At 33.9% G+C, this 25703-nt stretch carries 20 protein-coding genes and 1 pseudogene; 17 read left to right on the top strand and 4 right to left on the bottom strand.

Annotated features, from left to right (window positions below):
- The first annotated feature begins 2 nt into the window (after positions 1-2).
- The 10 genes and pseudogenes from AC1RPR_RS00880 (at position 3) to AC1RPR_RS00835 (ending at position 13701) form a co-directional block, all read left to right on the top strand.
- On the top strand, positions 3-1022 hold the full coding sequence (locus tag AC1RPR_RS00880; RefSeq protein ID WP_481761150.1) for a hypothetical protein: 1020 nt from the start codon (positions 3-5) through the stop codon (positions 1020-1022).
- Positions 1022-2395: an FAD-dependent oxidoreductase gene (locus AC1RPR_RS00875; RefSeq protein WP_481760989.1), complete on the top strand. Its 1374-nt coding sequence runs from the start codon at positions 1022-1024 to the stop codon at positions 2393-2395. Before AC1RPR_RS00880 ends, AC1RPR_RS00875 begins: the two co-directional genes overlap by 1 nt.
- A 343-nt stretch (positions 2396-2738) precedes the next feature.
- Positions 2739-4721 (top strand): N-acetylglucosamine-specific PTS transporter subunit IIBC, encoded by a 1983-nt coding sequence (gene nagE, locus AC1RPR_RS00870; RefSeq protein ID WP_481760988.1) that lies wholly within the window; start codon positions 2739-2741, stop codon positions 4719-4721.
- A 172-nt stretch (positions 4722-4893) separates the two neighbouring features.
- A complete protein-coding gene (locus AC1RPR_RS00865) occupies positions 4894-6813 on the top strand; it encodes a fructose-1,6-bisphosphatase (RefSeq protein ID WP_481760987.1) in 1920 nt (639 codons plus the stop codon).
- Positions 6814-6970: 157 nt separating this feature from the next.
- Positions 6971-9691, top strand: a pseudogene (locus AC1RPR_RS00860) (sigma-54-dependent transcriptional regulator).
- A 131-nt stretch (positions 9692-9822) separates the two neighbouring features.
- Positions 9823-10134 carry a PTS sugar transporter subunit IIB gene (locus AC1RPR_RS00855; RefSeq protein ID WP_409021738.1) on the top strand — a complete coding sequence of 104 codons (312 nt, stop codon included), beginning with the start codon at positions 9823-9825 and terminating at the stop codon, positions 10132-10134.
- Positions 10135-10156: 22 nt separating this feature from the next.
- Positions 10157-10474, top strand: a complete 318-nt coding sequence (locus tag AC1RPR_RS00850) for a PTS lactose/cellobiose transporter subunit IIA (RefSeq protein ID WP_481760986.1) — start codon at positions 10157-10159, stop codon at positions 10472-10474.
- A gap of 27 nt (positions 10475-10501) precedes the next feature.
- Positions 10502-11788 (top strand): PTS sugar transporter subunit IIC, encoded by a 1287-nt coding sequence (locus AC1RPR_RS00845; RefSeq protein ID WP_409021736.1) that lies wholly within the window; start codon positions 10502-10504, stop codon positions 11786-11788.
- 64 nt (positions 11789-11852) lie between these two features.
- Positions 11853-13259: a glycoside hydrolase family 1 protein gene (locus AC1RPR_RS00840; protein ID WP_481760985.1), complete on the top strand. Its 1407-nt coding sequence runs from the start codon at positions 11853-11855 to the stop codon at positions 13257-13259.
- Between the two features lie 19 nt (positions 13260-13278).
- Positions 13279-13701, top strand: coding sequence for a DUF3284 domain-containing protein (locus tag AC1RPR_RS00835; RefSeq protein ID WP_481760984.1), 423 nt, complete (start codon positions 13279-13281; stop codon positions 13699-13701).
- Positions 13702-13749: 48 nt separating this feature from the next.
- Here AC1RPR_RS00835 and AC1RPR_RS00830 read toward each other — a convergent pair whose 3' ends face one another.
- Complete coding sequence (locus AC1RPR_RS00830; protein ID WP_481760983.1) at positions 13750-14607, bottom strand: DegV family protein; 858 nt, start codon at positions 14605-14607, stop codon at positions 13750-13752.
- Positions 14608-15129, bottom strand: a complete 522-nt coding sequence (locus tag AC1RPR_RS00825; protein WP_481760982.1) for a DUF1836 domain-containing protein — start codon at positions 15127-15129, stop codon at positions 14608-14610.
- 162 nt (positions 15130-15291) lie between these two features.
- Here AC1RPR_RS00825 and AC1RPR_RS00820 point away from each other — a divergent pair, with 162 nt between their 5' ends.
- Positions 15292-16710 (top strand): C69 family dipeptidase, encoded by a 1419-nt coding sequence (locus AC1RPR_RS00820; RefSeq protein WP_481760981.1) that lies wholly within the window; start codon positions 15292-15294, stop codon positions 16708-16710.
- Between the two features lie 167 nt (positions 16711-16877).
- On the opposite strand, the gene AC1RPR_RS00815 is transcribed toward AC1RPR_RS00820, so the two are convergent.
- On the bottom strand, positions 16878-17588 hold the full coding sequence (locus tag AC1RPR_RS00815) for a GntR family transcriptional regulator (protein WP_481760980.1): 711 nt from the start codon (positions 17586-17588) through the stop codon (positions 16878-16880).
- Positions 17589-17950: 362 nt separating this feature from the next.
- On the opposite strand from AC1RPR_RS00815, the gene AC1RPR_RS00810 reads away from it, so the two are divergent.
- The 5 genes from AC1RPR_RS00810 (at position 17951) to AC1RPR_RS00790 (ending at position 22463) form a co-directional block, all read left to right on the top strand.
- Positions 17951-19333: a glycoside hydrolase family 1 protein gene (locus AC1RPR_RS00810; protein ID WP_481760979.1), complete on the top strand. Its 1383-nt coding sequence runs from the start codon at positions 17951-17953 to the stop codon at positions 19331-19333.
- Positions 19333-20781 carry a PTS sugar transporter subunit IIC gene (locus AC1RPR_RS00805; protein WP_481760978.1) on the top strand — a complete coding sequence of 483 codons (1449 nt, stop codon included), beginning with the start codon at positions 19333-19335 and terminating at the stop codon, positions 20779-20781. Before AC1RPR_RS00810 ends, AC1RPR_RS00805 begins: the two co-directional genes overlap by 1 nt.
- A gap of 15 nt (positions 20782-20796) precedes the next feature.
- Positions 20797-21117: a PTS sugar transporter subunit IIB gene (locus AC1RPR_RS00800; protein ID WP_481760977.1), complete on the top strand. Its 321-nt coding sequence runs from the start codon at positions 20797-20799 to the stop codon at positions 21115-21117.
- Between the two features lie 30 nt (positions 21118-21147).
- Positions 21148-21471 carry a PTS lactose/cellobiose transporter subunit IIA gene (locus AC1RPR_RS00795; protein ID WP_481760976.1) on the top strand — a complete coding sequence of 108 codons (324 nt, stop codon included), beginning with the start codon at positions 21148-21150 and terminating at the stop codon, positions 21469-21471.
- A gap of 110 nt (positions 21472-21581) precedes the next feature.
- Positions 21582-22463, top strand: coding sequence for an ROK family protein (locus tag AC1RPR_RS00790; RefSeq protein WP_481760975.1), 882 nt, complete (start codon positions 21582-21584; stop codon positions 22461-22463).
- 78 nt (positions 22464-22541) lie between these two features.
- Here AC1RPR_RS00790 and AC1RPR_RS00785 read toward each other — a convergent pair whose 3' ends face one another.
- The gene (locus AC1RPR_RS00785; protein WP_481760974.1) at positions 22542-23429 is read right to left on the bottom strand and encodes a phosphate ABC transporter substrate-binding protein PstS family protein; all 888 of its coding nucleotides are present in this window, start codon (positions 23427-23429) and stop codon (positions 22542-22544) included.
- A gap of 261 nt (positions 23430-23690) precedes the next feature.
- On the opposite strand from AC1RPR_RS00785, the gene AC1RPR_RS00780 reads away from it, so the two are divergent.
- Complete coding sequence (locus tag AC1RPR_RS00780; RefSeq protein WP_481761143.1) at positions 23691-25658, top strand: ABC transporter ATP-binding protein/permease; 1968 nt, start codon at positions 23691-23693, stop codon at positions 25656-25658.
- Positions 25659-25703 lie beyond the last annotated feature (45 nt).

Genomic DNA, 25703 nt, shown 5'->3' with positions numbered 1-25703 from the left:
GGGTGGTTCCATTCACTGATCGCGAAGAACTCTTATCTAGAAATGAGACGATTAACGATTACGTTAATGTTTTAGATGAACAATATGACTTAGGATGGAAAGACGACGAGAAACTTAGAGTTTTTCTATGGCTTAAAATTTATATTCGAATTAATTCATATAAAGAGCAACATGTTCAGACATTAACGCCTATTTCTCGTGAATTAATCAAAAATAATCTCGCATACAGTAAAGTTAAATTAAGTCTTTTTAGATTTTTAAAAAAATATTCACTTTCCTTTTCTGAAGAAGATGCTGTTGGGTTCTATTACTTTTTAATTGGATTTGATTTAATTAAAAACGATTCTGAATTATATGTTCAAATTAAAGATGACGATATTGATAAAAAAACACCCATCAATAGTGCAATTAGTCTTTTTTGGAGTGATATTGAGAAATATACTTACTTCAAACGGGATTCAAAAATTTCTTATAATTTATTTAATTCATACAGCAAATTAGCCATATTTAAAGGTGAAAGTTTTAGTTATAATCGAACAATTATGGAATTTAATCGTAAATCATTAGAACGAGAAGACTTTTCGCAGATCATTCAAAAATTATTGACGGCGTATCAATCTGTTACACAGTTCGATGGCTTAAATTCGCCAGATGATTTATATTATCTACAAAATCAGTATTTATATATCTTGAATATTTTAAACTTCGAGTTTGATGACGTTTTAAAAATTGGCTTATTAATTAATCGTGATCCAATTATGGAAAAACTAACCGTAATCATTATGGAACGTGTTTTAAGCAGCGTTTTAAACGCTCAAGTAGAAATTTATCAAGAAGGTAAAGAATATGATTTAATTGTGACAAATAGGATGGGTGTTAACCAAGATCAATTTAATTCACCATTATATGTGATGTCAGAAATTGGTGTTAGTTCAGATCAAGTTATTACTGATGTCGTAAATGAAATTTTAGAAATTGATAAGGTTAGAAAAATTAACACGCAAAGCTTGGAGGAAAAATAATGAAGTATGTCATTATCGGCGGAACGCACGCAGGGATAGCTGCCGCTAGAACAATTTCAAAATCAGATCCAAATGCCGAAGTAATTATTATGGAAATGAAAGATAGCGTTAGCTATATCTCATCTGGAATTAATTTGTTATTTGATGGGGTTATTGATAACTTAGAAGAAGCGAGTTATGCGACACCTGCTGCGTTAGAGTCTGAAGGTATTAAATTGATGCTTGGTACTGAAGTGTTGCACGTTAGTACGGAGGATAAACGTTTATACTTTGTTAATGCAGATAAACAATACAGTTACAGCAACTATGACAAATTAATTTTAGCTAATGGGTCTAAGGTTGTTAAACCACATATTAAAGGGATAGATAATGAAAATGTTGTTTTTTATAAAAATTTAGAAGAATCAAAAAAGGCTATGGAACAGTTGTGCCCAACTAATAGGCGTATTTTAATTGTTGGTGCAGGATTAGTGGGGCTTGCATTAGCTAGCTCAATTTATGAGGGACGTAAAGGCGAAAAAGTTGATGTTACAGTAGTTGAAGCTATGGGAGGTGTTTTGACACGGTACGTAGATCAAGAAATTGGTAATCGGATAATTGATGATTTAAGAGAAAAAGGGATAAAGATTGTATTAAAAAATGATGTTCATGCTATTAATGTGGATGAGAATAACAAAATAGTTAGCGTTTCGACAACTGACCAAGAAATCGCCTGTGATTTAGTCGTTTTTTCGGTTGGATTAAAACCTAACAATGATTTTTTGAGAGACGCTGTTGAACTTAATCAAAATAATACCATTAAAATCAATGATTACATGCAGACAAGTGATAAAGACATCTATGCAGCAGGTGATAATGCCGGATTTAAACAAACTGTCAGCCAACGTCGAGAGTATCAACCTCTTGTTAATAACGCTATTAAAGGTGCAATTGTGGCGGCGTATAACTGTACGGGTCTATTTAGTCCTGTTAAAGTTGAAACGACGCAAGGAACAGCGGGGATGAACTTATTCGGTCATTATTTAGCAACGACAGGTGTCACTGAAGAAAACGCACCATATATCGGATTGGATGTTCTATCCAATACAATTGAAAATAAGATTCAATATGATTACGTTAAAAATGGTTCCAAAATACTTATAAAAGTTGTGTACAGGAAAGATACTGAAGTCATTGTTGGTGCACAAATTTATTCGAAACATGATATTTTAGATATGATTAATATCATGTCAGTAGCTATTAATATGCAAATGACGATGGCTAAATTATCATCAATGGATTTTTATTTTAATCCTGAATACAATAAAGCGTTAAATACTTTAAATGAAGTTGCCCTTACGAGAAGGACAAAAGACCGTCATATCAGTAAATAAGCTGTAAATGTCAAAATTTGCGAGTTAACCCTCAAATATTAATATTTTTTATGGGGAATTACATGGCATAATAAGTCTTGTAAATAAATGATTCAAAGAGTTTATTGATTAGGACACAGAATATCGAAGAGAAAATTTAGTGTGGGGACGCTTGTTTTCTAAAAAGTTGGTTGCTTAATATAATTAAGCAACTTTTTTTTTGTCTAAAAAATAAAATTGGTATAGATGTTTAATTTATTTTCTAAAGCCTTGTATACACGTTTTTCACTTGATTTGTATTTGATTTGAATTTTTTTGGTCTAACCTGTATGATAGTTTTTATAAGAAAAAAAGGGGATAAAAAATGAAAAGTTATTTACAGAGAATGGGACGTTCGTTAATGTTGCCTATCGCAGTACTACCGGCAGCAGCATTACTGGTTGGAATTGGAACTTGGTTGCCACAAGATTGGTTTGCGGCGGCATTTATGCAGGCCGGCGGAAACGCAATTCTAGGTAATCTAGCATTATTATTTGCTGCTGGTTTAGCTTTAGGAATGTCGACTAACAAGGATGGCGCAGCTGCGTTAGCTGGTGTTGTTGCATTTGAAATTCCAGTTAAAATGTTGGAACCGACTTCGGTTGCGGCTTTATTAGGAGTAAAAGTAACAGATGTTGATCCTGCATTTAGTTCTATCAGTAGTAATGTGTTTATTGGGATTATTGCCGGATTAATTGCGGCAGCAATGTATAATCGTTTCCATAGTGTGAAGTTACCAATGGCTATTTCATTCTTTAGTGGGAAACGATTAGTACCCATTATGTCAGCATTGGTAATGATTTTTGTTACCTTAGCTTTATTATTTGCATGGCCAGTTGTTTATGCTTGGTTAGTTGCATTTGGTAAGTTTATGGTTGGACTTGGATGGGTTGGAGCTGGTTTATACGGATTCTTCAACCGGCTTTTAATTCCAACCGGATTACATCAAGCGTTGAATTCAGTATTTTGGTTCGACGTTGCTAAAATTAATGATATCGGGAACTTTTGGAGTAATACAGGAATTAAAGGAACTACAGGTATGTACATGGCAGGATTTTTCCCAATCATGATGTTTGGGCTACCAGCTGGTGCGTATGCCATTTATCGAAATGCTTTACCTGAACGTAAAAAAGAAGTTGGCTCATTGATGCTAGCTGGTGCATTTGCATCATTTTTCACAGGCGTGAGTGAACCTTTAGAATTTTCATTTATGTTCGTTGCATGGCCTTTATACGTCATTCATGCGGCATTAACCGGGTTATCTTTAGCTTTTGCCGCATTTATGCACTGGACAGCTGGATTTACATTTAGTGCGGGCTTAGTTGATTACGTCTTGAGTATACGTGTACCAATGGCTAATATGCCACTAATGCTGTTGGTACAAGGTGTTGTGATGGCAATTATTTATTACACACTATTCAATTTTGCCATTAAGAAATTTAACTTAATGACACCAGGTCGCGAACCAATTACTGAAGATATTCAACTATCGCCTGAATTAGGGGATGACAAATATGCACGACAAGCTCAAATTGTTTACGCTGCTATTGGTGGTAAAGATAATTTAACAGTCGTTGATAATTGTACAACCCGTCTTCGTCTACAAGTTAAAGATACAAGCCATATTAATGAAGATGCACTTAAAGCATCAGGTGCTGCTGGGTTTAAAGTTATCGATAAAACAAATATTCAAGTCGTTATTGGAACTGAAGTTCAATTTGTTGCTGACGAGCTTGGTAAGTTATATGAGTCAAAGGCTGATTCTATTTCATTAAGTAATGAAAAGTTACAGGCTGAGACGGATAAATCAAGCGCTACAGCTAATCATAATGATTCAACGGTTATTGGTAGTGAAACGTTTTATACGGTTGCAGAGGGCGAATTAATGTCTATTTCGGATGTTAAAGATGCTACCTTTGCTGAAAAAATGTTGGGTGATGGTTATGCAGTCGAACCAGCTAATGGCGAAATTTATACACCGGTTGCTGGTAAAGTAGCAAGTATCTTTCCAACGAAACATGCAATTAGTATCACGACTGAAACGGGATTAGAAGTCCTATTACACATGGGAATTGATACCGTTCAATTAGAAGGTAAACCTTTTGAAGTGACTATTTCTGAAGGCGAAACTCTTAAACCAGGTGACTTAGTTGCGCGAGTTGATTTAAACGCAATTAAAGCTGCTGGTAAGGAAACAACGATGATGGTCGTTTTAACGAATATGGATAAAGTGTCTAATATAACGTTTGATCATTTGAATGAGACAGTTAAAGCCAATGAAGTTTCGGCAATTGTTCAAACTAAATAAGAATAAATGAAGCAGGCCAAAACTTTTGGTCTGCTTTTTTGGTATAGGTAGCTGGTTTATAAAAAAGCTTATATATAATAATATGACTCATTTAATAAGTTGTAATTGGTATTGGCAAACCGGCATGGTATAGTGACTGTAAGCGCATCATAAAATGAAGGAGGCCATTTAAATGAATCCCTATTATTTAACGTTATTGGAAAAAAGATTTCCGACTAAACAAAGTATTGTCACTGAAATTATTAATTTAGAGGCCATTCTTAATCTACCCAAAGGAACGGAGCATTTTGTTAGTGATGTTCACGGTGAATATAACGCATTTCAACATGTTTTAAGAAATGGTTCAGGAAATGTTAAACAAAAAATTCAAGAAATTTTTGAAGGCCGTTTGACTGAAGAGAGTATACAGGACTTTGCAATCTTAATTTATTATCCAGAAGAAAAACTAATTGCTAAAAAACAACAATTCACTTCACAACCTGAATTGGAGCAGTGGTATTTAGATACCATTGCCAGAATGATAGAGTTGTTACAAAAGACAGCAACAAAATATTCCCGTTCGAAGGTACGAAAGGCACTATCACCTGATTTTATGTATATAACAGAGGAATTATTATATAGTAATTCCAATGAACTTGATCAAAAAGATTATTATAATCGTATAATAGAAAATTTAATTAAATTAAATCAAGCAGAAGCATTTTTAACGGCTACAGCGTATACGATTCAAAGGTTAATCGTTGACCATTTACACGTAATTGGGGATATTTTTGATCGTGGTCCTGCGCCAGATAAAATTATGAAGACACTTCTTGATTATCATTCAGTTGACATTCAATGGGGAAATCATGATATTTTATGGTTAGGTGGTGCTGCTGGCTCGCCTTTATGTATCGCTAATTTATTGCGAATTTGTGCTAGATATAATAATTTAGCTATTGTTGAAGATGCATATGGGATTAATTTACGCCATTTAGCAACATTTGCCGATAAAACGTATCAAGATAATCCAGCATTTTCACCGAAAGTTAATTCAGCACAAGAAAAAATCAAAGAAGACGAACGACTTTTAATGACCAAAATACACCAGGCAATCGCTATTATTCAATTTAAATTAGAAGGACAGATTATTAAAAGACGTCCTGATTTTGATATGGCAAATCGTGCGATTTTAGAAAAGATTTGGAACAAAGGGTCAAAAATAGAAATCGATGGGAAACATTATTCACTACAAGATACTTGTTTTCAAACAGTTGATTGGGCAGATCCGTATAAATTAACAGATGATGAGTCAGAAATAATGGATAAATTAGTAGAATCATTTATCCATGCGACTAAATTACGAGAACATCTAGATTTTATGATGGCACGTGGTAGTATGTTTAAACGATATAATGGGAACTTGTTAGTTCACGGCTGTATTCCAGTTACACAAGAAGGTAAATTGGAGGGCTTTGAGCTAAAAGGGAAAGCATATGCAGGACCAGAATTATTAGCTTTTTTTGAAGATAATTTACGTAAAAGCTATGCTAAACCTAAAAAATCTACTGACCTTGAAACTGATTTACTTTGGTATTTATGGCAAGGACCCAAATCGCCTTTATTTGGGAAACATGCGATGAAAACTTTTGAACGTTACTTTATTAATGATGAAGAAGTTCAAGTTGAGATACCAAATGCGTATTACAAATTACGACATGATGAAGCATTTTGTCGTCATATATTAGAAGAATTCGGGCTTAATCCAGATAACGGTAAAATAATTAATGGGCATACACCAGTTAAGCGTGGGCACAAGCCGGTTATGGCCAATAAAAAGATGATTGTGATTGATGGTGGTTTCTCAAAAGCTTACCAATCAACTACTGGAATTGGTGGATATACGCTGCTCTCTAATTCATATGGCTTACAATTAGTTGCTCACCAACCCTTTACGTCTAAGTGGGATTCAATTGAAAATGGGACAGATATTATTTCAGTGAAACGAATTATTGATAGTGAAGTTAAAAGACAAACAATTGCTGAAACTGATATGGGAAAAGAACTTGCTAGTCGTGTTGTAGAATTAAAAAAATATTTACAGAGTAAATAAAAAATCTTACTGAAAAGTAAGATTTTTTATTTAGGTTATGATTTTCTGTGTAAAAGGAGAAAAGTAAGCCAGCAAATATTAGTGTGTAAATGTAAAAAAGATTGCGGTATACTAGTGGTAAGCGTTTTCTTTTAGCGTGTAAGGGAGTAGTGATAACTTGGGAGATCGAAAAAATGATATTTATAATCTTTTAAAAAATAAGGAAATAGCGATGGATGCGACACAGATTGCAGACGAGCTTAATTGCAATCGCGCAAATGTGAGTCGTTATTTGAATGATTTATATAAAAATGGTGACGTTACAAAAAGTGATGGGCGCCCTGTTCTCTATCAGTGGGCATCACTTGAAGAAAAAGAAACACGTCAAAAAGAAATTAATGATAAAAGTGTTAAAGAGATGAGTTTCAAAAAGTTAATCGGGTCTAATGATTCATTAAAGGTTATGATCCAACAAGCCGAAGCAGCCATTTTATATCCACCAAGAGGACTACACACAATTATTTTTGGTGAAACGGGAACGGGTAAATCTTTGTTTGCTGAATGTATGTATCAGTTTGCATTAGAATCAGAAATGGTGAAGGCTGATGCGCCTTTTATCCGGTTTAATTGTGCGGATTATGCGAATAATCCACAGTTACTTTTTGCGCATATATTTGGTGTTAAAAAAGGGGCCTACACAGGTGCTGATCAAGATAAAAAAGGATTAATGGATAAAGCTAACGGTGGTATTTTATTCTTAGATGAAATTCATCGATTACCTCCTGAGGGACAAGAAATGCTCTTTACCTTTATTGATAAGGGGTTTTATCGGCCTTTAGGAGAGTCTTCAATTACTAAAGAAGCGAGTGTACAGATTATTGGGGCAACGACTGAAACGTCAGAAAATTTTTTGAGCACATTTAATCGACGTATTCCAATGGCAATTACATTACCGCCTATCTCAAAACGAACAATTGATGAACGTTATGGGATAGTCATGAATTTTTTTGAACAAGAAGTCGGTAGATTGAGCCAAGATATTATTGTTGAGCGAGATGCGATGCTTGCATTAATGTTATACGAGCCTGAAGCAAATATTGGTCAAATTCAGAGGGATATTAAAGTTGTTTGTGCAAAGGCCTTCTTGTATTTTAGAACGCATGAAACGGCTTCGTTATATATCAGATTAAAAGACTTACCATTGAATGTTCAAAAAGGACGTTTGGAAGGTAAATCCAAATATAAAAAAATTGATGTCTTAATGGAACGTTTAGCGAAACGAACAAATGAAAAAAATACAAAAGTTGTGACTTTTAAAAATAGCGAAACGGTAGAAAAAAACGATCAAAAACCAACGGTTTATGAAACAATTGATAAAAAAGTGAGTGAAACTGATAAACAGAATTTTAAATCACTAAATCTTAAAACGTTAATCGATTCAGATGATAAAGGTTATTTTAAAGATTACATTGAACAATTATCGGGTGAAGGCGTTCGAAAAGAGTTACTACCAGATGATATTTGGACGGTTACCAATGAAGTTTATGACTTAGCCCAGAATAAATTAGGGCAAAAATATAATGAAAATGCACGATTTGCATTTGGATTACACCTTGTTAGTGCTATTGAAAGAATCAGGAAAAATGTCGCAATTATTCATCCTGATTTAAATAATTTACGACAAAAAAATCCAAAAGCCTTTCGTGTTGCACTGGAAATGGCAGATAAAATTGAACATGAATTTGATATTGAAATTCCATTAGATGAAATTGGATTTATTACAATGTTTTTGAGCTCTGATTTAAGTGTTAAGAAACAACAAAATGAAATTAAAGTCGGTATCATCGTGCTAATGCACGGGGCATCAACGGCTTCTTCTATGTTACAGACAGCACAAGAATTACTTGGTACAACAAAGGGAAAAGCAATTAATATGCCACTTGATGTAAATGTTTCGGAAATTTATGATCAAGTACGAGATTATGTACTGGATAGTCAGGAACAATTGAAAAAAGGGTTATTACTTTTAACTGACATGGGCTCTTTAACTAGTTTTGCATCAATGTTAGGTGAAGAAACAGGGATTAATATTCGAGCTGTTTCAATGACGAGTACGTTAGTTGTGCTTGAATCATTAAGAATTGCGATTGCCGGTCGTGAACTAGAAGATATTTACGCAAATGCACAACATATTTTTGAATCGTCTGTAAAAGAGCAGTTTTTCCATATGCATCCTAGGAAAAAAGCAGTTATCGTAGCTTGTTTTACCGGCGAAGGTGTCGCCGCAAGATTATATGATCGTATTATGCCAATTGTAAACGAAGACGAAGTTAAAGTAATTCGGATGCAATATTTAGAAAAAGATGCATTTAAAAAGCACATTAATACATTAATGCGCGATTATGATGTGAAGGCAATTGTTGGTACCGTCGAGGTTTCTTACCAAAGAGTGCCATTCTTTTCTGCTTTAGATATCTTTAATGATGAAACCTTACAAGTTTTGCAGCGGATGTTGTCTGATAACGACTTAACGCGAGAAACAATTAATGCATTGGAAGGTAGTATTAATTCAGTTAATTCTGTCCCAGATTTAATTCATACTATTCAAACCATGATTATTAAAATTTAATCAGATTTACAGATTGTTCTTGATCCAGAGATTATCGTAGGGATCATGATGCATCTAGCATTTCTAGTAGATTCAAGATTGAAAAATCAATCAATTAAACCGTTTAAGAATGTCCAAGAATTTTCAGCTGAGAATCATTTACAGATGGAAATAGTTAAAACGGCCCTGATTATTGTTGAAAAAATGTATAATATTAAGATTTCAGATGATGAAGTTGCCTATATTGTCCAAATTTTTATGGGTAATACGTTGAATAAAGTCAGTGTGTAATAGTGACTAGTAGTGTGCAAATAAAATAAAAGACCATCGAAAGCGCTTTCTTAAAGCCTTTTCGATGGTCTTTATTTTTGGCATGGAACTTGCGTATATAAGAGTATAAATAGAAAAAGGAGTGGCAAATTATGAAAACGATTATGTTAGTTTGTTCAGCGGGTATGAGTACAAGTTTATTGGTGTCAAAAATGCAAAAGGCTGCAGAAGCAGAGAACTATGATTCAGAAATCTTTGCAGTTGGTGCTTCAGAGGCAGATTCAATGCTTGAATCAAAACCAGTTGATATTTTAATGTTAGGCCCACAAGTTCGTTTTATGAAAGATGAATTTGAAAAAAAGGTTGCTGACAAAAATATTCCGGTAGAAGTTATCAATATGCAAGATTACGGCATGATGAATGGCGAAAAAGTTCTTGCAACAGCTAAAAGCTTAATTAAATAAAAAATAAAAGGGGTAATCAGATATGAACGAAAATGATGCACAAATGCAAACAATCATGGGGCTGATTGTTAATGGTGGAAACGCTAAAAGTGATTCTATGGAAGCAATTCACGCCGCTAAAAAAGGCGATTTTGAAACCGCAGCTGCTAAGTTAGCTGATGCTGACAAATCACTCATTGAAGCACATCATTCTCAAACAGCCATGTTAACGCAAGAAGCTTCAGGGGATCCGGTACCAGTTAGTTTATTAATGGTTCATGGACAAGATCATTTAATGAATGCGATTACATTTAGAGACTTAGCTGGTGAGGTAGTAGATCTATACAAAAAAATAGGATAAGTACTAAACTTTAAGGAGGAACTACTCATGGACAAATTTATAAAATGGATGGATATTCACTTTATTCCAGTAGCTTCAAAAATTGGGGCACAAAGACATTTGGTGGCAATTCGAGATGCATTCGTTGTTATTATGCCACTTATGATTTTAGGTGCTCTGGGAACATTAATTAATAACTTACCAATTCCAGGTTTTTCAAATTTTATGGACGGACTATTTCCTAAAATAGTTAACGATGTTCCAATCTGGAAGGGTGTAGGAGCAGGCGTTTGGAATGCTAGTTTTGGTATTATGTCATTATTCGTTGCATTCTTAGTAGCTCATAACGTTGCAAAATCATATGGTAAAGATGGTATGGCTGCTGGTACAGTATCAGTTGCTTCATTCTTCGCTTTAGGTGGTTTGCAATTAGCTGGGATGTCTTCAGTAGGATTATTCGTTGCACTTGTTGTCGGTTTGGTTTCAGCAGAATTATTCCAACGTTTAAGTGGTAACAAACATTTAATCGTTAACATGCCTGATGGTGTTCCACCTGCTGTTGCAAAAGCATTCGCTTCATTATTTCCAGCAATGATTGTTGTTACAATCTTTGCCTTTATCAATACATTATTCCAAGGATTCGGCGTAACTGATATTATTGCATCATTCTACAAACTTGTTCAAGAACCATTTATGGGCTTGGCAAATTCATATCCATCAGCATTATTATTAGCATTTATTGCACCATTCTTATGGTTCTTTGGTTTACATGGAGCTAATATGATTGATCCATTAATGCAAACAATTAACGCACCTGCTATTGCAGCTAACGTTAAAGCACTTAGTGAAGGTAAAACAATTCCTTTTATCGTTAACAAACCTTTCTTCGATTCATTTGTTAACTTAGGTGGAACTGGTGCAACTATTGGTTTGATTATTGCCATCTTCATTGTTGGTCGTAAAAATAAACCTTACAAAATGATTGGATCACTATCAGCAGCTCCTGGTATTTTCAATATCAATGAACCAATGATGTTTGGACTTCCAATTGTGTTGAATCCAATTATGTTCGTACCATTTATTTTGACACCAATGGTACTTGTGACTGTTGCGTATATTGCAACCGCCACTGGAATTGTGCCAGCAGCAACGGTAATGCCCCCATGGGTTACACCACCAGTAATTGGCGGGATTTTGGCAACTAAGAGTTTAGCTGGTGGGGTTTTAGCCGCAGTTAATGTGGTTATCTCAGCGTTAATTTACGCACCATTCGTTATCTTAGCAACAAAACAAATTGAAAAAGCTGAAGCAGAAGCTGAAGCAGCAAAAAAATAAAATAAAAGCGAATCTCTTTACGTTATTCTGTAAAGAGATTTTGTGTTAAATAAAGGAGTTTACTATGGTTAAATATGAATTTCCAAAAGATTTCTGGTGGGGGTCAGCTGCGAGTGGACCACAATCTGAAGGTCGTGTTTCAGGAGATGGAAAAGCTGATAATATTTGGGATGCTTGGTATCAAGCAAGCCCTGAAAAGTTCTTTAATCAGGTTGGACCCGAAAATACATCAAGGGTTTATCAAAAATACCAAGAAGATATCTCTTTGATGAAACAAACAGGTCATAATTCATATCGGACTTCAATTCAGTGGTCACGTTTGATTCCAAATCCATTCACTGGAGAGGTTAATCCTGAAGCTGTTACCTTTTATAACCATTTAATAGATGATTTAATTGCCGCTGGAATTGAACCTTTTATGAACCTTTACCATTTTGATATGCCAATGGTGTTACAAGAAAATGGTGGTTGGTTAAATCGTGAAGTTGTAGACTTGTATACGGACTATGCAGAAACTTGTTTTAAATTATTTGGCGATCGCGTTAAAAAATGGTTTACTCAAAATGAACCGATTGTTCCAGTTGAGGGTGGGTATTTATATGGATGGCATTTACCTGATGAACGTAATTTAAAGCATGGTGTCCAGGTGGCTTATCATGAAGCATTGGCAAGTGCTAAAGCAGTTGAAAAGTATCATTCACTCAATTTAGGTGGCACAATTGGGATTATTTTAAATTTAATGCCAACGTATCCAAAAGATGAGACAAATCCAGCAGATGTTAAAGCAGCCAAATTTGTTGATGGATTCTTTAATCGTTCATTTTTAGATCCCGCAATTAAAGGCACTTTCCCTCAAGATATTGTTGAGTGGTTGCATGAATATGACTTAATGCCAATCTATCATCAAAGTGATTTAGATGTTATTAAAGAAAATACTATCGATTTATTAGGCGTTAATTATTATCAACCAAGGCGAGCAGCGGCGAAAATAATTAAAGCCGAACCAGAAGGTGAAAATGGCTGGATGCCTGAAGATTTTTATACAGTATACGATATGCCTGGAAAAAAAGTTAATCCTTATCGTGGCTGGGAAATTTATGAAAAAGGAATTTATGATGCACTAATCAATATTAAGGATAATTATGGTAATATTGATTGTTTCATCTCTGAAAATGGGATGGGTGTTGAAGATGAAGCCAGATTTATTAATGCAGATGGGCAAATTAATGATGATTATCGAATTGAATTTGTTCAAGATCATTTGAAATGGGTTCATAAGGCACTTGAAGAAGGTAGTAACGTTCATGGCTACCATATGTGGACATGTATGGATAATTGGTCATGGTTAAATGCTTACAAGAACCGTTACGGATTTATTAGTGTTGATTTAGATAATGAAGCAAAACGCACAATTAAGAAGAGCGGTTACTGGTTTAAAAAAATGACAGAACAAAATGGATTTAATGACTAAAAATGGAGGCGAATGACTGATGGAAATGGAAATGAAATTAAAAATGCCTGCAGATTATCTATTTGATCAAATTATGGAGTCCGTACTATATGATATTAAAGATCAGACAGGTCAGAAATTAACAAAAAATCAATTAGAGGGTTTTGCGTTCACGAAAAAGTTTTCAAAAACACAATCAGCTGCTTTAAAAGTAACAAAAATAGTTGAAAACGAAAGTTATCATTTTCAAACGGATAACAATCGTAATAAATTTGATGTAAGTTACGATATTAAGGTAATTGATGATAAACGTTGTTTGTTAAGTTATAAAGAAGTCATGACTTCTAAAGGCAAGATGCAACAAATGAATGATGCCTTCATGAGTATTCTTATGAGTTTCTTTAAGAAGAGAAATTTCAAAAAAATGCTTAAACAAATTGAAAATAAGTATGCAACTAATTAGACTAAAAATAAAGAAGCAAACCGTATTTATCGGTTTGCTTCTTTATTTTTAGTCTAAAATTTCAACACCAATACCGATAACACCAGGGCCAGCATGAACACCAAGAGCAGGTGATGCATCGCCAAAGTAAAAATGTTCAGCATTTGGATACTTAGTTTTTAAGGTTTCGAAGATACTTGCTGCTAAAGGCTCATTATTACCATATGCAACGGCTATATCGAAATGAAGAGAATCGCCAATCTTATCATCAACGAGTGATAATAATTTTTTTAGTGCAGCTTTTTCGCCTCGAGCTTTTGCAATAGGATAATAAATACCATTTTCATCACATGAAATAATTGGTTTGATGTTTAAGAGATTCCCCATAAGACCAGAGACACGTCCAATACGGCCACCAACTTGAAGATAGTGTAGGGTTGGTAAATAGAAAAAGACACTACTTCTATCAACCGCTAGTTGAACCTTTGTGACAATTTCGTCAAAATAATTGCCTTCTTTAATTAAGTTTGATGCTAAAATACCAGCTAATCCACCACCAATACCAACATTTTTTGTATCGATGACTTCAACAGTTAATGATGATAATTTGGCGAATGTTTTAATTGAATTATAAGTACCAGACAAACCGCTTGAGATCGTTGTTGCAATAACATGTGTATAGCCATCGGCTTTAATTTGGTCAAAAACGTCGTTAATTGAGCCACCTGAAGGCGTTGCGGTTGTTGGAATCTCAGTCTCCATACGTTCATAAACTTCCGCAGGTGAGATAGAGATACGATCTAAGTAAGTTGCATCACTGAATGTAATTAAAATAGGGACCATATAAATATGTTCCTGTTCCATAAATTCTTTAGGAATATCCGAACCTGAATCTACTAATACTGCTATTTTTTCTTTACTCATCATTTAATTGGCCTCCTTCATTAATATAACTAATTTTTCACTGATAATATGATTAATCACGGCACTTGCAGCCGTTCGTTGTTCTAATTCAATGATTGTTGTTTCAGTCGTGACGGGCTTTAAGTTGGTATCAAAGGTTAAAGATTTAAGTTGTTCGTTAAAAATTAAAGCGAAGTTCATGTAAGCATCTTCAGATGAGTTATCGACTAAAATTTGGTCGATACCATTCTTGATAACATCTAACGGAAAAGCAGATTTTAAAACAGTAATAACAATGATTGCTGCTAAATGTTCCTTGCGATATCTTTTTTTGATGGGTTTAAACATAACTTCTTTTTTTACGTAATTATTGACCATTGTAGGTGTTACAGGCATTAAGTGTAATGGCTCTAAGTATTGATTAACAAGTTTCACGGATTGATCCATATAAAGGTCTAATTCCGGGAAATCTTGCCAATCAGGTAATGTAATTTTCTTTAAGCTATCTAGCCAATTTAAAAAAGATGATGGAACTTTTTGGCTCAAATGATAACCCCCCTTAACGTAATATCTTTATATTAGCATTTACATCTAGAGTTGTAAACTAGATTTAACTGTTTCTTAAAGTATATAAAAATAGCATGTTTATATGAAGATAAAAGTTGTACACTATAAGGGTATTTAATAATGAGAAGGAGTGAATTATTTATGATGGAACAAGCATGTACAACAATTTTAGTTGGTAAGAAGGCCACAATTGATGGCTCAACGATGATTGCTAGAAATGATGATACGTTTTTGCCTATTACACCACAACGATTCTTGATGTACCCTGCAGTAACCGGACGTCATGAAACGTTAACTTCGAATAAAAATGGGTTTACTGCACCATTACCAGAAAATGGGTATCGCTGGACAGCAACACCTAATGTTGAGGTATCCAGCAAAGGTGTCTTTGATGAAAGTAGTATTAATGAAAAAAATGTTGCAATGAGCGCAACAGAAAGTGTCTATGCGAATGAACGTGTTTTAGCATACGATCCTTTAATTAAAAATGGTTTAGCAGAAGATTCATTACAAACAATGGTTGCACCTTATATTAAATCAGCAAAACATGGTGTTGAATATTTAGGGGCTTTAATTACAAAATACGGTTCACCTGAAGGAAATGGTGTCTTATTTAGTGATAAAAATGATGTTTGGTACATGGAAATTGTTACCGGACATCACTGGATTGCACAACGTATTCCAGATGATGCTTATGCTGTTGCAGCTAATCAAGTTGCTATTCAAGAAATTGATTTTGATAATACAGATAACTTTATGTGGTCAGACGGTATCCGTGAATATGTAGAAGAGCATCATTTAAACCCTGATAAAACAGGCTGGAACTTCCGTCATATTTTTGGAACAGACACAGAAAAAGATCGTCATTACAACACACCTCGTGTCTGGTATGGTCAACGTTGTTTGAATCCAGAAATTAAGCAAGAACCAACTTCAAGTGAATTACCATTCATTTGTTACGCAAATAAAAAAATCAGTGTTGAAGATGTGACTGCTATTTTAGGTTCACATTACAATGAAACACAATATGATCCATTTGGTCATGGTGCTGATGAAGATCGTTTACGATTCCGTCCTATTTCAATGAATAGAACACAAAATGCACACGTTCTTCAATTGAGAAATAATGTTGATGATGCACATTCTGCATTAATGTGGATCTGTTTAGGTGTTCCAGCATTTGCACCATTTGTGCCATTCTACACGAATGCAACAGACACAGACCCAAGTTACAGCGAAACACCGTTAACACTAGATATGAATAGTGCTTATTGGATGTATCGTACGGTTTCGATGTTAACAGAATCACATTATTCTCATTTTATTCAAGAAAATGTTGATTACTTAAAGGCATGTCGTCAACAGTTGAAGACGATGGTTGCTGATATTGATGCAGCATCTACAGATATGAGTGGGGATGAATTAACAAACTACCTCACACAACAAAATTACGCAATTGTTGCTGATATGCGTGAAAGAACGATGAACATGATTGGTCAATTCATTACTGAAGGATTAACATTATCTAAATTAACATTTAACATGGATGCTAATTTATAAAAATAATATTTAACATGGATGCTAATTTATAAAAATAATATTTAAATACTTTGTACGCAAAAAGGCGTAATTCCAATATAACTTTGGAATTATGCCTTTTTGCGTACCCACATATATTAAGTACAGATAATTATTTTTAATGTAAGTTAGTTCATAAGTGTGCCAGTTTAATTTGATTCAAAAACAAAATAAGAGCGTTTATTAAATTCATTTCTTGATTTTGAGTACTCGATGGCGTGACCATTCACAAGCCAAACAATTTGTTCTACTTCTAATATTGGCGTTTGTTCAACAACGTTTAAATAATTGATATCTAATTCAGTGGCTTGTCTGGCTTGTATTTTTCTAGACATACCTGACATATTTAACCCTAACGTATTTTTAATATAACTATATATGGAAGTTTCCAGTACGGATTTTGATAAACCTGGAACTAATTTAACAGGCATGTACGTATCTTCCAAGATGAAAGGATTTCCATCTAAAAGTCGGAGTCTAATAATATGGTATGTTGGCTCTTCTGCACTAATATTTAAATGAGTTTGAACCTCTTTTTGAGGGAATACAACTTCAAACTTAATGACGTGACTTGTTATTCTGTCCCGTCCTTCTTGTTTACTTAATCCATCAAAATTATCTGCCGGTGCATCAACGCTATTGATAAGAGTCGAGGGACCTATAACAACTGTTCCAAAACCAGATTTTTTTAATATAAATCCTTCTCGTGCTAAGTCATCTAACGCCTTCTTTAAGGTTATTGAACTGACATCGAAGCTAGCAGATAATACTTTTTGATCAGGTAAAATGCTACCTTTTGGATATATATTAGAAAGTATTCGTTCCCGAATTATATTTTTAACTAACTCATATTTTTTCATAAATCCCTGTTCCCCCATAGATTTTAATGTCAAATTTAGTATTATTTAAACTTTAGGTGCGATTTTAAAAAGTATATTACTCTGCTTATTAAAAATTAGATCTCAAAAAAAATAGGTATGATGTAACTATTTTAGAATTAGAGAATATTGTACCGATATTTAGTATGACTAATTAATCGGTTAATACCGAATTATAACACTCAACTACCCTCTTTTCTATATAAGTGATAGCCAGAGTTTAATAAAACATATATCTTTTGTATAACAAAAGTATTGTTTTATTATACAAAAGATATATAATAGTAAATGAAAGCGATTTCTTAGTTAAAAAATAATTTATTAGAAGAAGGGTTGATTGATATATGATAAATGAAAATAAGATGCCTAAAGGTTTTTATTGGGGTAATTCTGTATCAAGTATGCAGACAGAAGGAGCATGGCAGGCAGATGGTAAAGGGCTATCAGTTTATGATATCCGTGACTCAGATAAAGGTGTATCCGATTGGCACGATGCGATTGATGAGTTTAACAGATATGAAGAAGATTTGGATTTAATTGCAGATATGAATATGAATATGTATCGCATTCAGATATCGTGGACTCGAATAGTACCTGATGGTGATGGAACTATCAACGAGAAAGGTTTTGAGTATTATGACCGATTAATTGATGGGATGATTAAGCGTGGTATTGAGCCAATGGTTTGTCTCTATCACTTTGACATGCCGTTAGCGTTGGCCCAAAAGCAAAGTGGATTTCTATCTCGTAAAACTGTTGATGCTTTTGTTAGGTTTGGGAAAGTCGTTATTGATCATTTTTCAGACAGAGTTAAATATTGGATTACATTTAATGAACATAATCTATACTTCACTGATGAAACATTTCATATTTCTGGATATACCAAGACGGAAAAAACAATTGACGATATGTATACCATATTCCATCATACGATGATAGCTCACGCACAAATTGCACAATATATTCATGAACAATATAAAGAACTTAAGATTGGAGGTATGTTGGCATATACACCAGTTTATCCAGCAACGACTAATCCAAAAGATTCTTTTGCAGTAAGAAAACAAAATGAATTTATTTATGAAAATCTAAATTCGTTATTTGTCGGACAATCATATTCTCCTGAAGTACTTAAATATATAGAAGTGAATAATATTCAAATGGATTTTAAAGATAGAGATAAGCAATATTTAAATAAAATTAAATCTGATTTCATTTCCTTTAGTTACTATCGCACAATGGTCATGGATGCTGATAAAATTCCAAGTGACGAGGCACCAAATAGATATATGAATTATAGTGTAGAAGAAAATACTTATTTATCTAGTAGTGAGTGGTCATGGAATATTGATCCCTTAGGATTCCGAAATGTAATTACAGATTTGCATAATCGTTATAGATTACCTGTATTTCCAATTGAAAATGGAATTGGCATCAAGGAGCACAGGGACAGCACAAATATAATCCAAGATGATGCTCGAATTGAATATCATAAAAGTCATATTAAGGCTATGAAGGATGCAATGTTTATTGATGGTGCTCAAGTTGTGGGCTATCTGGGTTGGGGATTAATTGATATTCCTAGTTCACATGGTGACATGGAGAAAAGATATGGTGCAGTTTTTGTTGATAGAACAAATCATGATTTGAAAGATATGAAGAGAGTTCCAAAAAAATCATATTATTGGTTTAAGGATATCTTAGAAGAGAATGGAGAAAAAATATAATGGAAAATAAAACTGAAAATAAAGCAAACACGTTCATTACGAATAAGTTATTACCTATAATTATGAAATTTGTGAATACAAAACCTATAAGGGCTCTGCAAGATGGAATGGTATACGCATTACCTTTTATTATTATAGGATCCATATTTTTAATTTTGTCCAATTTCCCGGTGCCAAGTGTTGCAGATGCGCTTAAAGATTCAGGTTGGTCAGCATTTTTCACACAAGCATATACAACAACATTTGGTATTTTATCTATCTGGGCGGTAGTTGGTATCGCGTACGTATATGTTCGTAATGAGGGATATGAGGCATTACCCGCTGCATTGACAGCATTATCATCTTTCTTGATGTTACAGATGCTCCAAGTGGCCGCACCTTTAGCCGGAGTAATGGGTAAAAATGGAGCAGGTATTGTTAACAGTGCTGGTAAAGAGGTCCTAAGTGGTTCTGCAATAACAGAAAATATAGACAAATTACCTCATTCGCTTCAATCATTCATGCAGTCGCCAGTTAATGGTGTAATTAACATTAGTTGGTTGAGCGGTCAAGGAATGGTGGCTGCAATTATTGTAGGTATTTTGGTAGGTTGGGCATATACAAAAATGATTAAAGCTGGTTGGAAAATAACACTCCCAGAACAAGTGCCAACTAGTGTTGCTAATCAATTTACTGCCATGATTCCATCTGGTGTTATATTAACTGTTACTATGTTAATCTTTGCTTTAATTAAGACAGTGTTAAATACAGATATGTTAAATCTCATTTATAAGATGTTAGCAGCACCTATGCAAGGACTATCAGATTCATTAATTGGGGCTATATTGATTGCCTTCTTAGTATCATTCTTTTGGTTCTTTGGTGTTCACGGAGGACTGATTGTCGGTGGAATTGCAGGAGCCTTCTTAATTCCTAATACTTCTGGAAACGCTGCTTTATATCAAGCTGGTAAATTATCGTTAGGTAACGGGGCACATATTGTTACTAATGAATTTTATAATAATTTTATTAACTTGACGGGATCTGGAATAACCATCGGACTAGTTATTTTCACACTAGTTGCAGCTAAATCTGTTCAGCTTAAAACAATCGGTAAAATTGAGCTTATTCCAGCTATTTTTAATATTAATGAGCCTTTTCTTTTCGGATTACCTTTAGTTATGAATCCATTTTTAGCTATACCATTTTTCATGGTACCAGTTATTGTAGCAATCTCTACTTATGGGGTAATTTATTTCGGAATTGTACCACCTTTAAATGGTGTTGCGGCACCTTGGACAACGCCAGCAGTTATTTCAGGATTTTTAATTGGAGGTTGGAAGATGGCCTTATGGCAAGCGGTAACGTTAGTAATATCAGCTGTCGGATACTATCCATTCGCTAAAAAATATGATCAATATTTATGTAATCAAGAACAAGAGCAAGAATTAAATAATAAAGCAGAGTGAAAGGAATAAAAAATCATGGAGAAAAAAATTATTATGTTAGCTTGTTCAGCTGGTATGTCTACATCTCTACTAGTATCAAAAATGCAGGCGGCAGCTTCTAAGCAGAAAAAAGATTATGAAATATTTGCAACATCAACATCAGATGTAGACCATCAAATTGAAAGTGTTCATCCGGATGTATTGTTATTAGGGCCACAGGTCAGTTATATGAAGGAAGAAATTAAAAGTAAAACTGATGCTGCTGGAATTCCTATGGACGTCATTGATATGCTAGATTATGGGATGATGAACGGTGAAAAAGTATTACAAACAGCAGTAAATTTAATTGCGGAATAAAATAAATTTAGTGAAATGGGGATGAAAAATATGAATGATAAAGATATGACTGTAATAATGGGAATTATTATGGAATCGGGGAATGCGAAGGGATTTGCCGCTCAAGCAATCCGCATGGCTGAGCAGTCTGATTTTTCTAAATCTGATGATTTTATGAACCAAGCACAAGAGGCGTTAACTAAGGTGCACAATATCCAAACTACTTTGTTAACAAAAGAGGCCAATGGTGAAAAAACGAAACTTAATTTGTATTTGATACATTCGCAAGATTGGCTAATGACGAGTATCTGTTATATTGATTTAGCTAAAGAAATTATAACTATGTATAAATCAATTAAAAAAAACGCCGTATAAAATGACGCATTATAGACGTGCTATGAGAACTTCTTTAATTTAATACGTTTATTAAAAATTATAATTATCAGATACTAAAAATATTAGTCGAATGACTGAAAAGGAGAACAATGGGAACTATATTAGCAATTGATATTGGTGGGACAACCGTAAAGTATGGAGAATGGAAAGAAAATCAGTTCATTTCACGTGGTAAGAGGGAGACCCCTGAGACGTGGAAAGATATGAAAACTTTAATTAAAAATTTATATAATAGTTGTCAGAACGCTGAAGGTATAGCCATTAGTTCTCCAGGATCAGTTGATACGGTAAATGGAATTATTCATGGGATTAGCGCCATCCCTTATATACACAATTTTCCGATTAGGGATGAGTTGGAACAATATTTAGGCGTACCAGTTTCTATACAAAACGATGCTAATTGTGCAGCATTAGCTGAGAATTGGATTGGAAACGCTAAAGATGTAGATGATTTTGTTTCTATTATCATTGGATCTGGAGTTGGTGGTTCTGTAATAATGAATAAAAAATTAAAGGCCGGAAGTAATCTATTTGGTGGCGAATTTGGGTACATGATTTTAGATGTAAATGATGATCGTACTTTCAGTGAGTTGGTTAGTCCAGTAAATCTTGCCAAACAGTATTCTTCAGAAAATAATCGTGAAATTAACGGAAAACAATTATTTGATTTATCTGACTCTGGTGATGATAAGGCATGCCAAATTGTAGATGATTTTTATAAACATTTAGCCGTAGGAGTGTTTAATCTACTTGTATCGTATGATCCTGACCTTGTTTTAATTGGAGGCGCTATATCTGAAAGACCTGGTTTGATTAAAACACTAAATAAATATATTAATCAATTAATCATTGCCAAACGTGCGGATGGCCTTAAGTATAATTTAAAAACATGTTATTTTTATGGAGATGCTAATATGATTGGCGCAATATACCAATATAAAACAAATTTCATAACCTTTAACACTATTTAAATATAAAAAAGCTCATAATTATTAGATTTAGATCTAATAATTATGAGCTTTTTGTATTGAATGTTCTATTTTTTACAGCTATTTATTAATTTCTTCAATAGTACCCTTAGCGTCTTTTTCAACTTTCATATCTGAAATTGAGATATAACCTAATTTCTTGATTAAGCCGTTTTGAATTTTGTCTGATTGAATATAACCAATAAATTTAGCTGTTGCGTAGTTAGGAGAACCTTTAGTATACATATGTTCGTATGACCAAATTTTCCAATTGTTTGTTTCAACATTTTTTGATGTTGGTTTAACGTTATCAATAGATAATGCTTGGATGTTATCTTTTAAGTACGAGAATGCTAAGTAGCTGATGGCACCTGGTGTTGAAGATACCATTTTTTGAACTGTACCGTTTGAATCTTGTTCTTGTGTTTGTTTAGCTGTTTTATTTGGAAGGATACTACTATCAAATACGGTACGTGTACCCGAACCAGAAGCACGATTAATGACAACAATCGCTTGGTCTGCTCCGCCAAGTTCTTTCCAGTTTGTTGTCTTACCTAAGAAAATGTTAGCAAGTTGTGCTTTTGAGAGGTTAGTTACTTTTGTATCTTTGTTGACAACAGGTGCAATACCAACAACGGCAACTTTGTGATCAACAATCTTTTTAGCATCTACGCCGTCTTTTTGTTCTGCAAAAATGTCAGAATTACCAACGGTAACAGCACCTGTAGAAACTTGGCTTAAACCAGTACCTGAGCCACCACCTTGCACGCCAATTGTTAAACCTGAATTATCTGCTTGATAGGTTTCAGCTGCTTGTTCAACTAAAGGTTGTAAAGCAGTTGATCCAACAATAGTAATTTTACCTGTAATTTTTGATGAATCATCTGAAGAAGATGATGATTTACCACATCCTGCCAACAATAAAAGACCCATTGCTGCTATCGAAATAATTGCTGTTTTCTTTCTCATAATTAACTTCCCCTTTTATTTTGTATTCGTATTTAAGAACAACTTCATAATATCAGTTAAATGTTATGGTTCTGTATGAATCGTGTAATGATTTACACCTGAAATTGTAAAGAATGGGTAAAGGTGGAGCGAAATACTTTGCTTTTGTGAGTGTGATTATCTATAATAAAAACCAGCTCATTATGACAGTCTGTCATAAAAACGGAAATAGGGGGAGACAAATTGATTCTAGAAATAAAAAACGTTTCAAAAACGTATAATATGGCTGGTGGTACGACATTCAAGGCTTTAAAAGACATTAATGCTTCTTTTGACAAAGGAGAATTAGTTTCAATAGTTGGTGAATCCGGAAGTGGTAAATCAACATTAATGAACTTAATAGGTGGATTGGATTCAAATTTTGATGGCGAAATTACGTATAATGGTGAAAATATTGGTGATTTTTCTGAAAAAGAACTTGTTAACTTTCATAAGAAGAGTATTGGATTCATTTTTCAAAATTTTAATTTAATTCCTCATTTAAGTTTGATTGATAACGTTGCTATGGCAATGACGCTTTCAAATGTTGATAAATCAGTACGTGTCAAACGTGCTAAAAAATTATTAACAGACGTTGGGTTACAAGATCATATGACAAAGAAGCCAGATCAAATATCTGGTGGGCAAAAACAACGTGTTGCTATTGCACGTGCCTTAATGAATGATCCTGATGTCATTATTGCTGATGAACCAACAGGTGCTTTGGATTCAGAGACAACTGATGCTGTCTTAGAAATTATCAAAGATATCGCAAAGCGTGGTAAATTAGTTTTAATGGTTACTCATTCAGATCGCGTTGCGGCATATTCAAGTCGTGTTGTACGAATTGATAATGGTGCAATTATTTCTGATTCCGAACAAGAACAATTAGAGTTGCATACTAATGAAGATGAATTTAAAGGCGAAACGCCTAAGAATTTAAGTCTATGGTCTGCAATTCGATTAGCTGCACTTAATATGAAAGCTAAATTTTCTCGTAATTTACTTGTTGCTATTGGCTCAAGTATTGGGATTATGTCTGTTGTTTTAATGTTATCGCTTGGAAAAGGGGTAACAAGTTATATAAAGGATACGATGACTAGCTACGTGAATCCCAATGTGACTGAAGTTCATATGAAGGCAAAAACAAGTTCTTCAAGTAGTAGTTCTAAAACAGCAACACCAGCTGCTGGTTCTCAAGCCCAAGCAGCGCAAGCTAAAGAACAACAAAGTCAAATGGCTGCAATTACTGGTCAGACAGGATCATTTTCTAAAAAAGATATTAATAAGTTAACAAATATTAAACATGTGAATGAGCTACAAAAGGGTTATACAGCAATTTCACTAGGTACAAATACAGTTTCATATAAGGATAAAAAAGCTAGTTTGATGCAGTTGGGTACAATGAACTCAGGTATTACAAAATCAAACATTACCAAGGGTACTAAACCAGGTAAGGATGGCATTTTATTAGATAAAACAACTGCAGATTCATTAGGCAAGAACATTGTTGGTAAACAAGTTAAAATTGCGATTGTTTATAACGAAAAAACGATTAAGAAAACGTTCAAAGTTGCCGGAATTTATGAAGCATCTGGAAGTAGCAGTTCAAGCAGTTTAGTTTACTTGAATTACGCTGACTTACAACAATTAGTTGAAGATAATAATGAAACAATTAAACCAAATGTTGTTTATCTTCATACAAACGATAAGGCTAATACGGCAGGTATAAAAGCTAAAGTTAAATCATTGGGTTACACAGGTTCAATTCAAGAAAAAATGTCAGAAATGTTTACTCAAATGTTAGATATTTTGACAGACGTTTTAACGGCCGTAGCTGCGATATCATTGCTCGTTTCTGCAATTATGATATTAGTGGTTCTAAATATATCTGTTGTTGAAAGAACAAAAGAAATCGGTGTTATGAAAGCTTTAGGAGCACGTCGTAAGGATATTCGCCGTATATTTGTTTCCGAAGCGTTCCTAATTGGATTAGCATCTGGCTTAATTGGTGTTGGCGTAACGTATATTTTAGCCTTTGGGTTAAATGCATTCTCAGTTGCAACATTCGATGTTACGATTGTTAAAGTTACAGCTAGTTATGTATTCTCTGGTATTTTAATCAGTGTCTTGATTAGTATGGTTGCTAGTTTCTTACCAGCAAACAGAGCATCAAAACTTGATCCAGTTGAATCTTTAAGAAAAGAATAAGTAAATAAAGTTGCATTTTTAAATAAAGACTAGTAACATGACAAG

This window comes from Dellaglioa sp. CoH-57-MRSF-22 (assembly GCF_056781895.1).
Note: the sequence above shows the minus strand (reverse complement) of the source record. Positions and strands in the feature narration are given on the sequence as shown.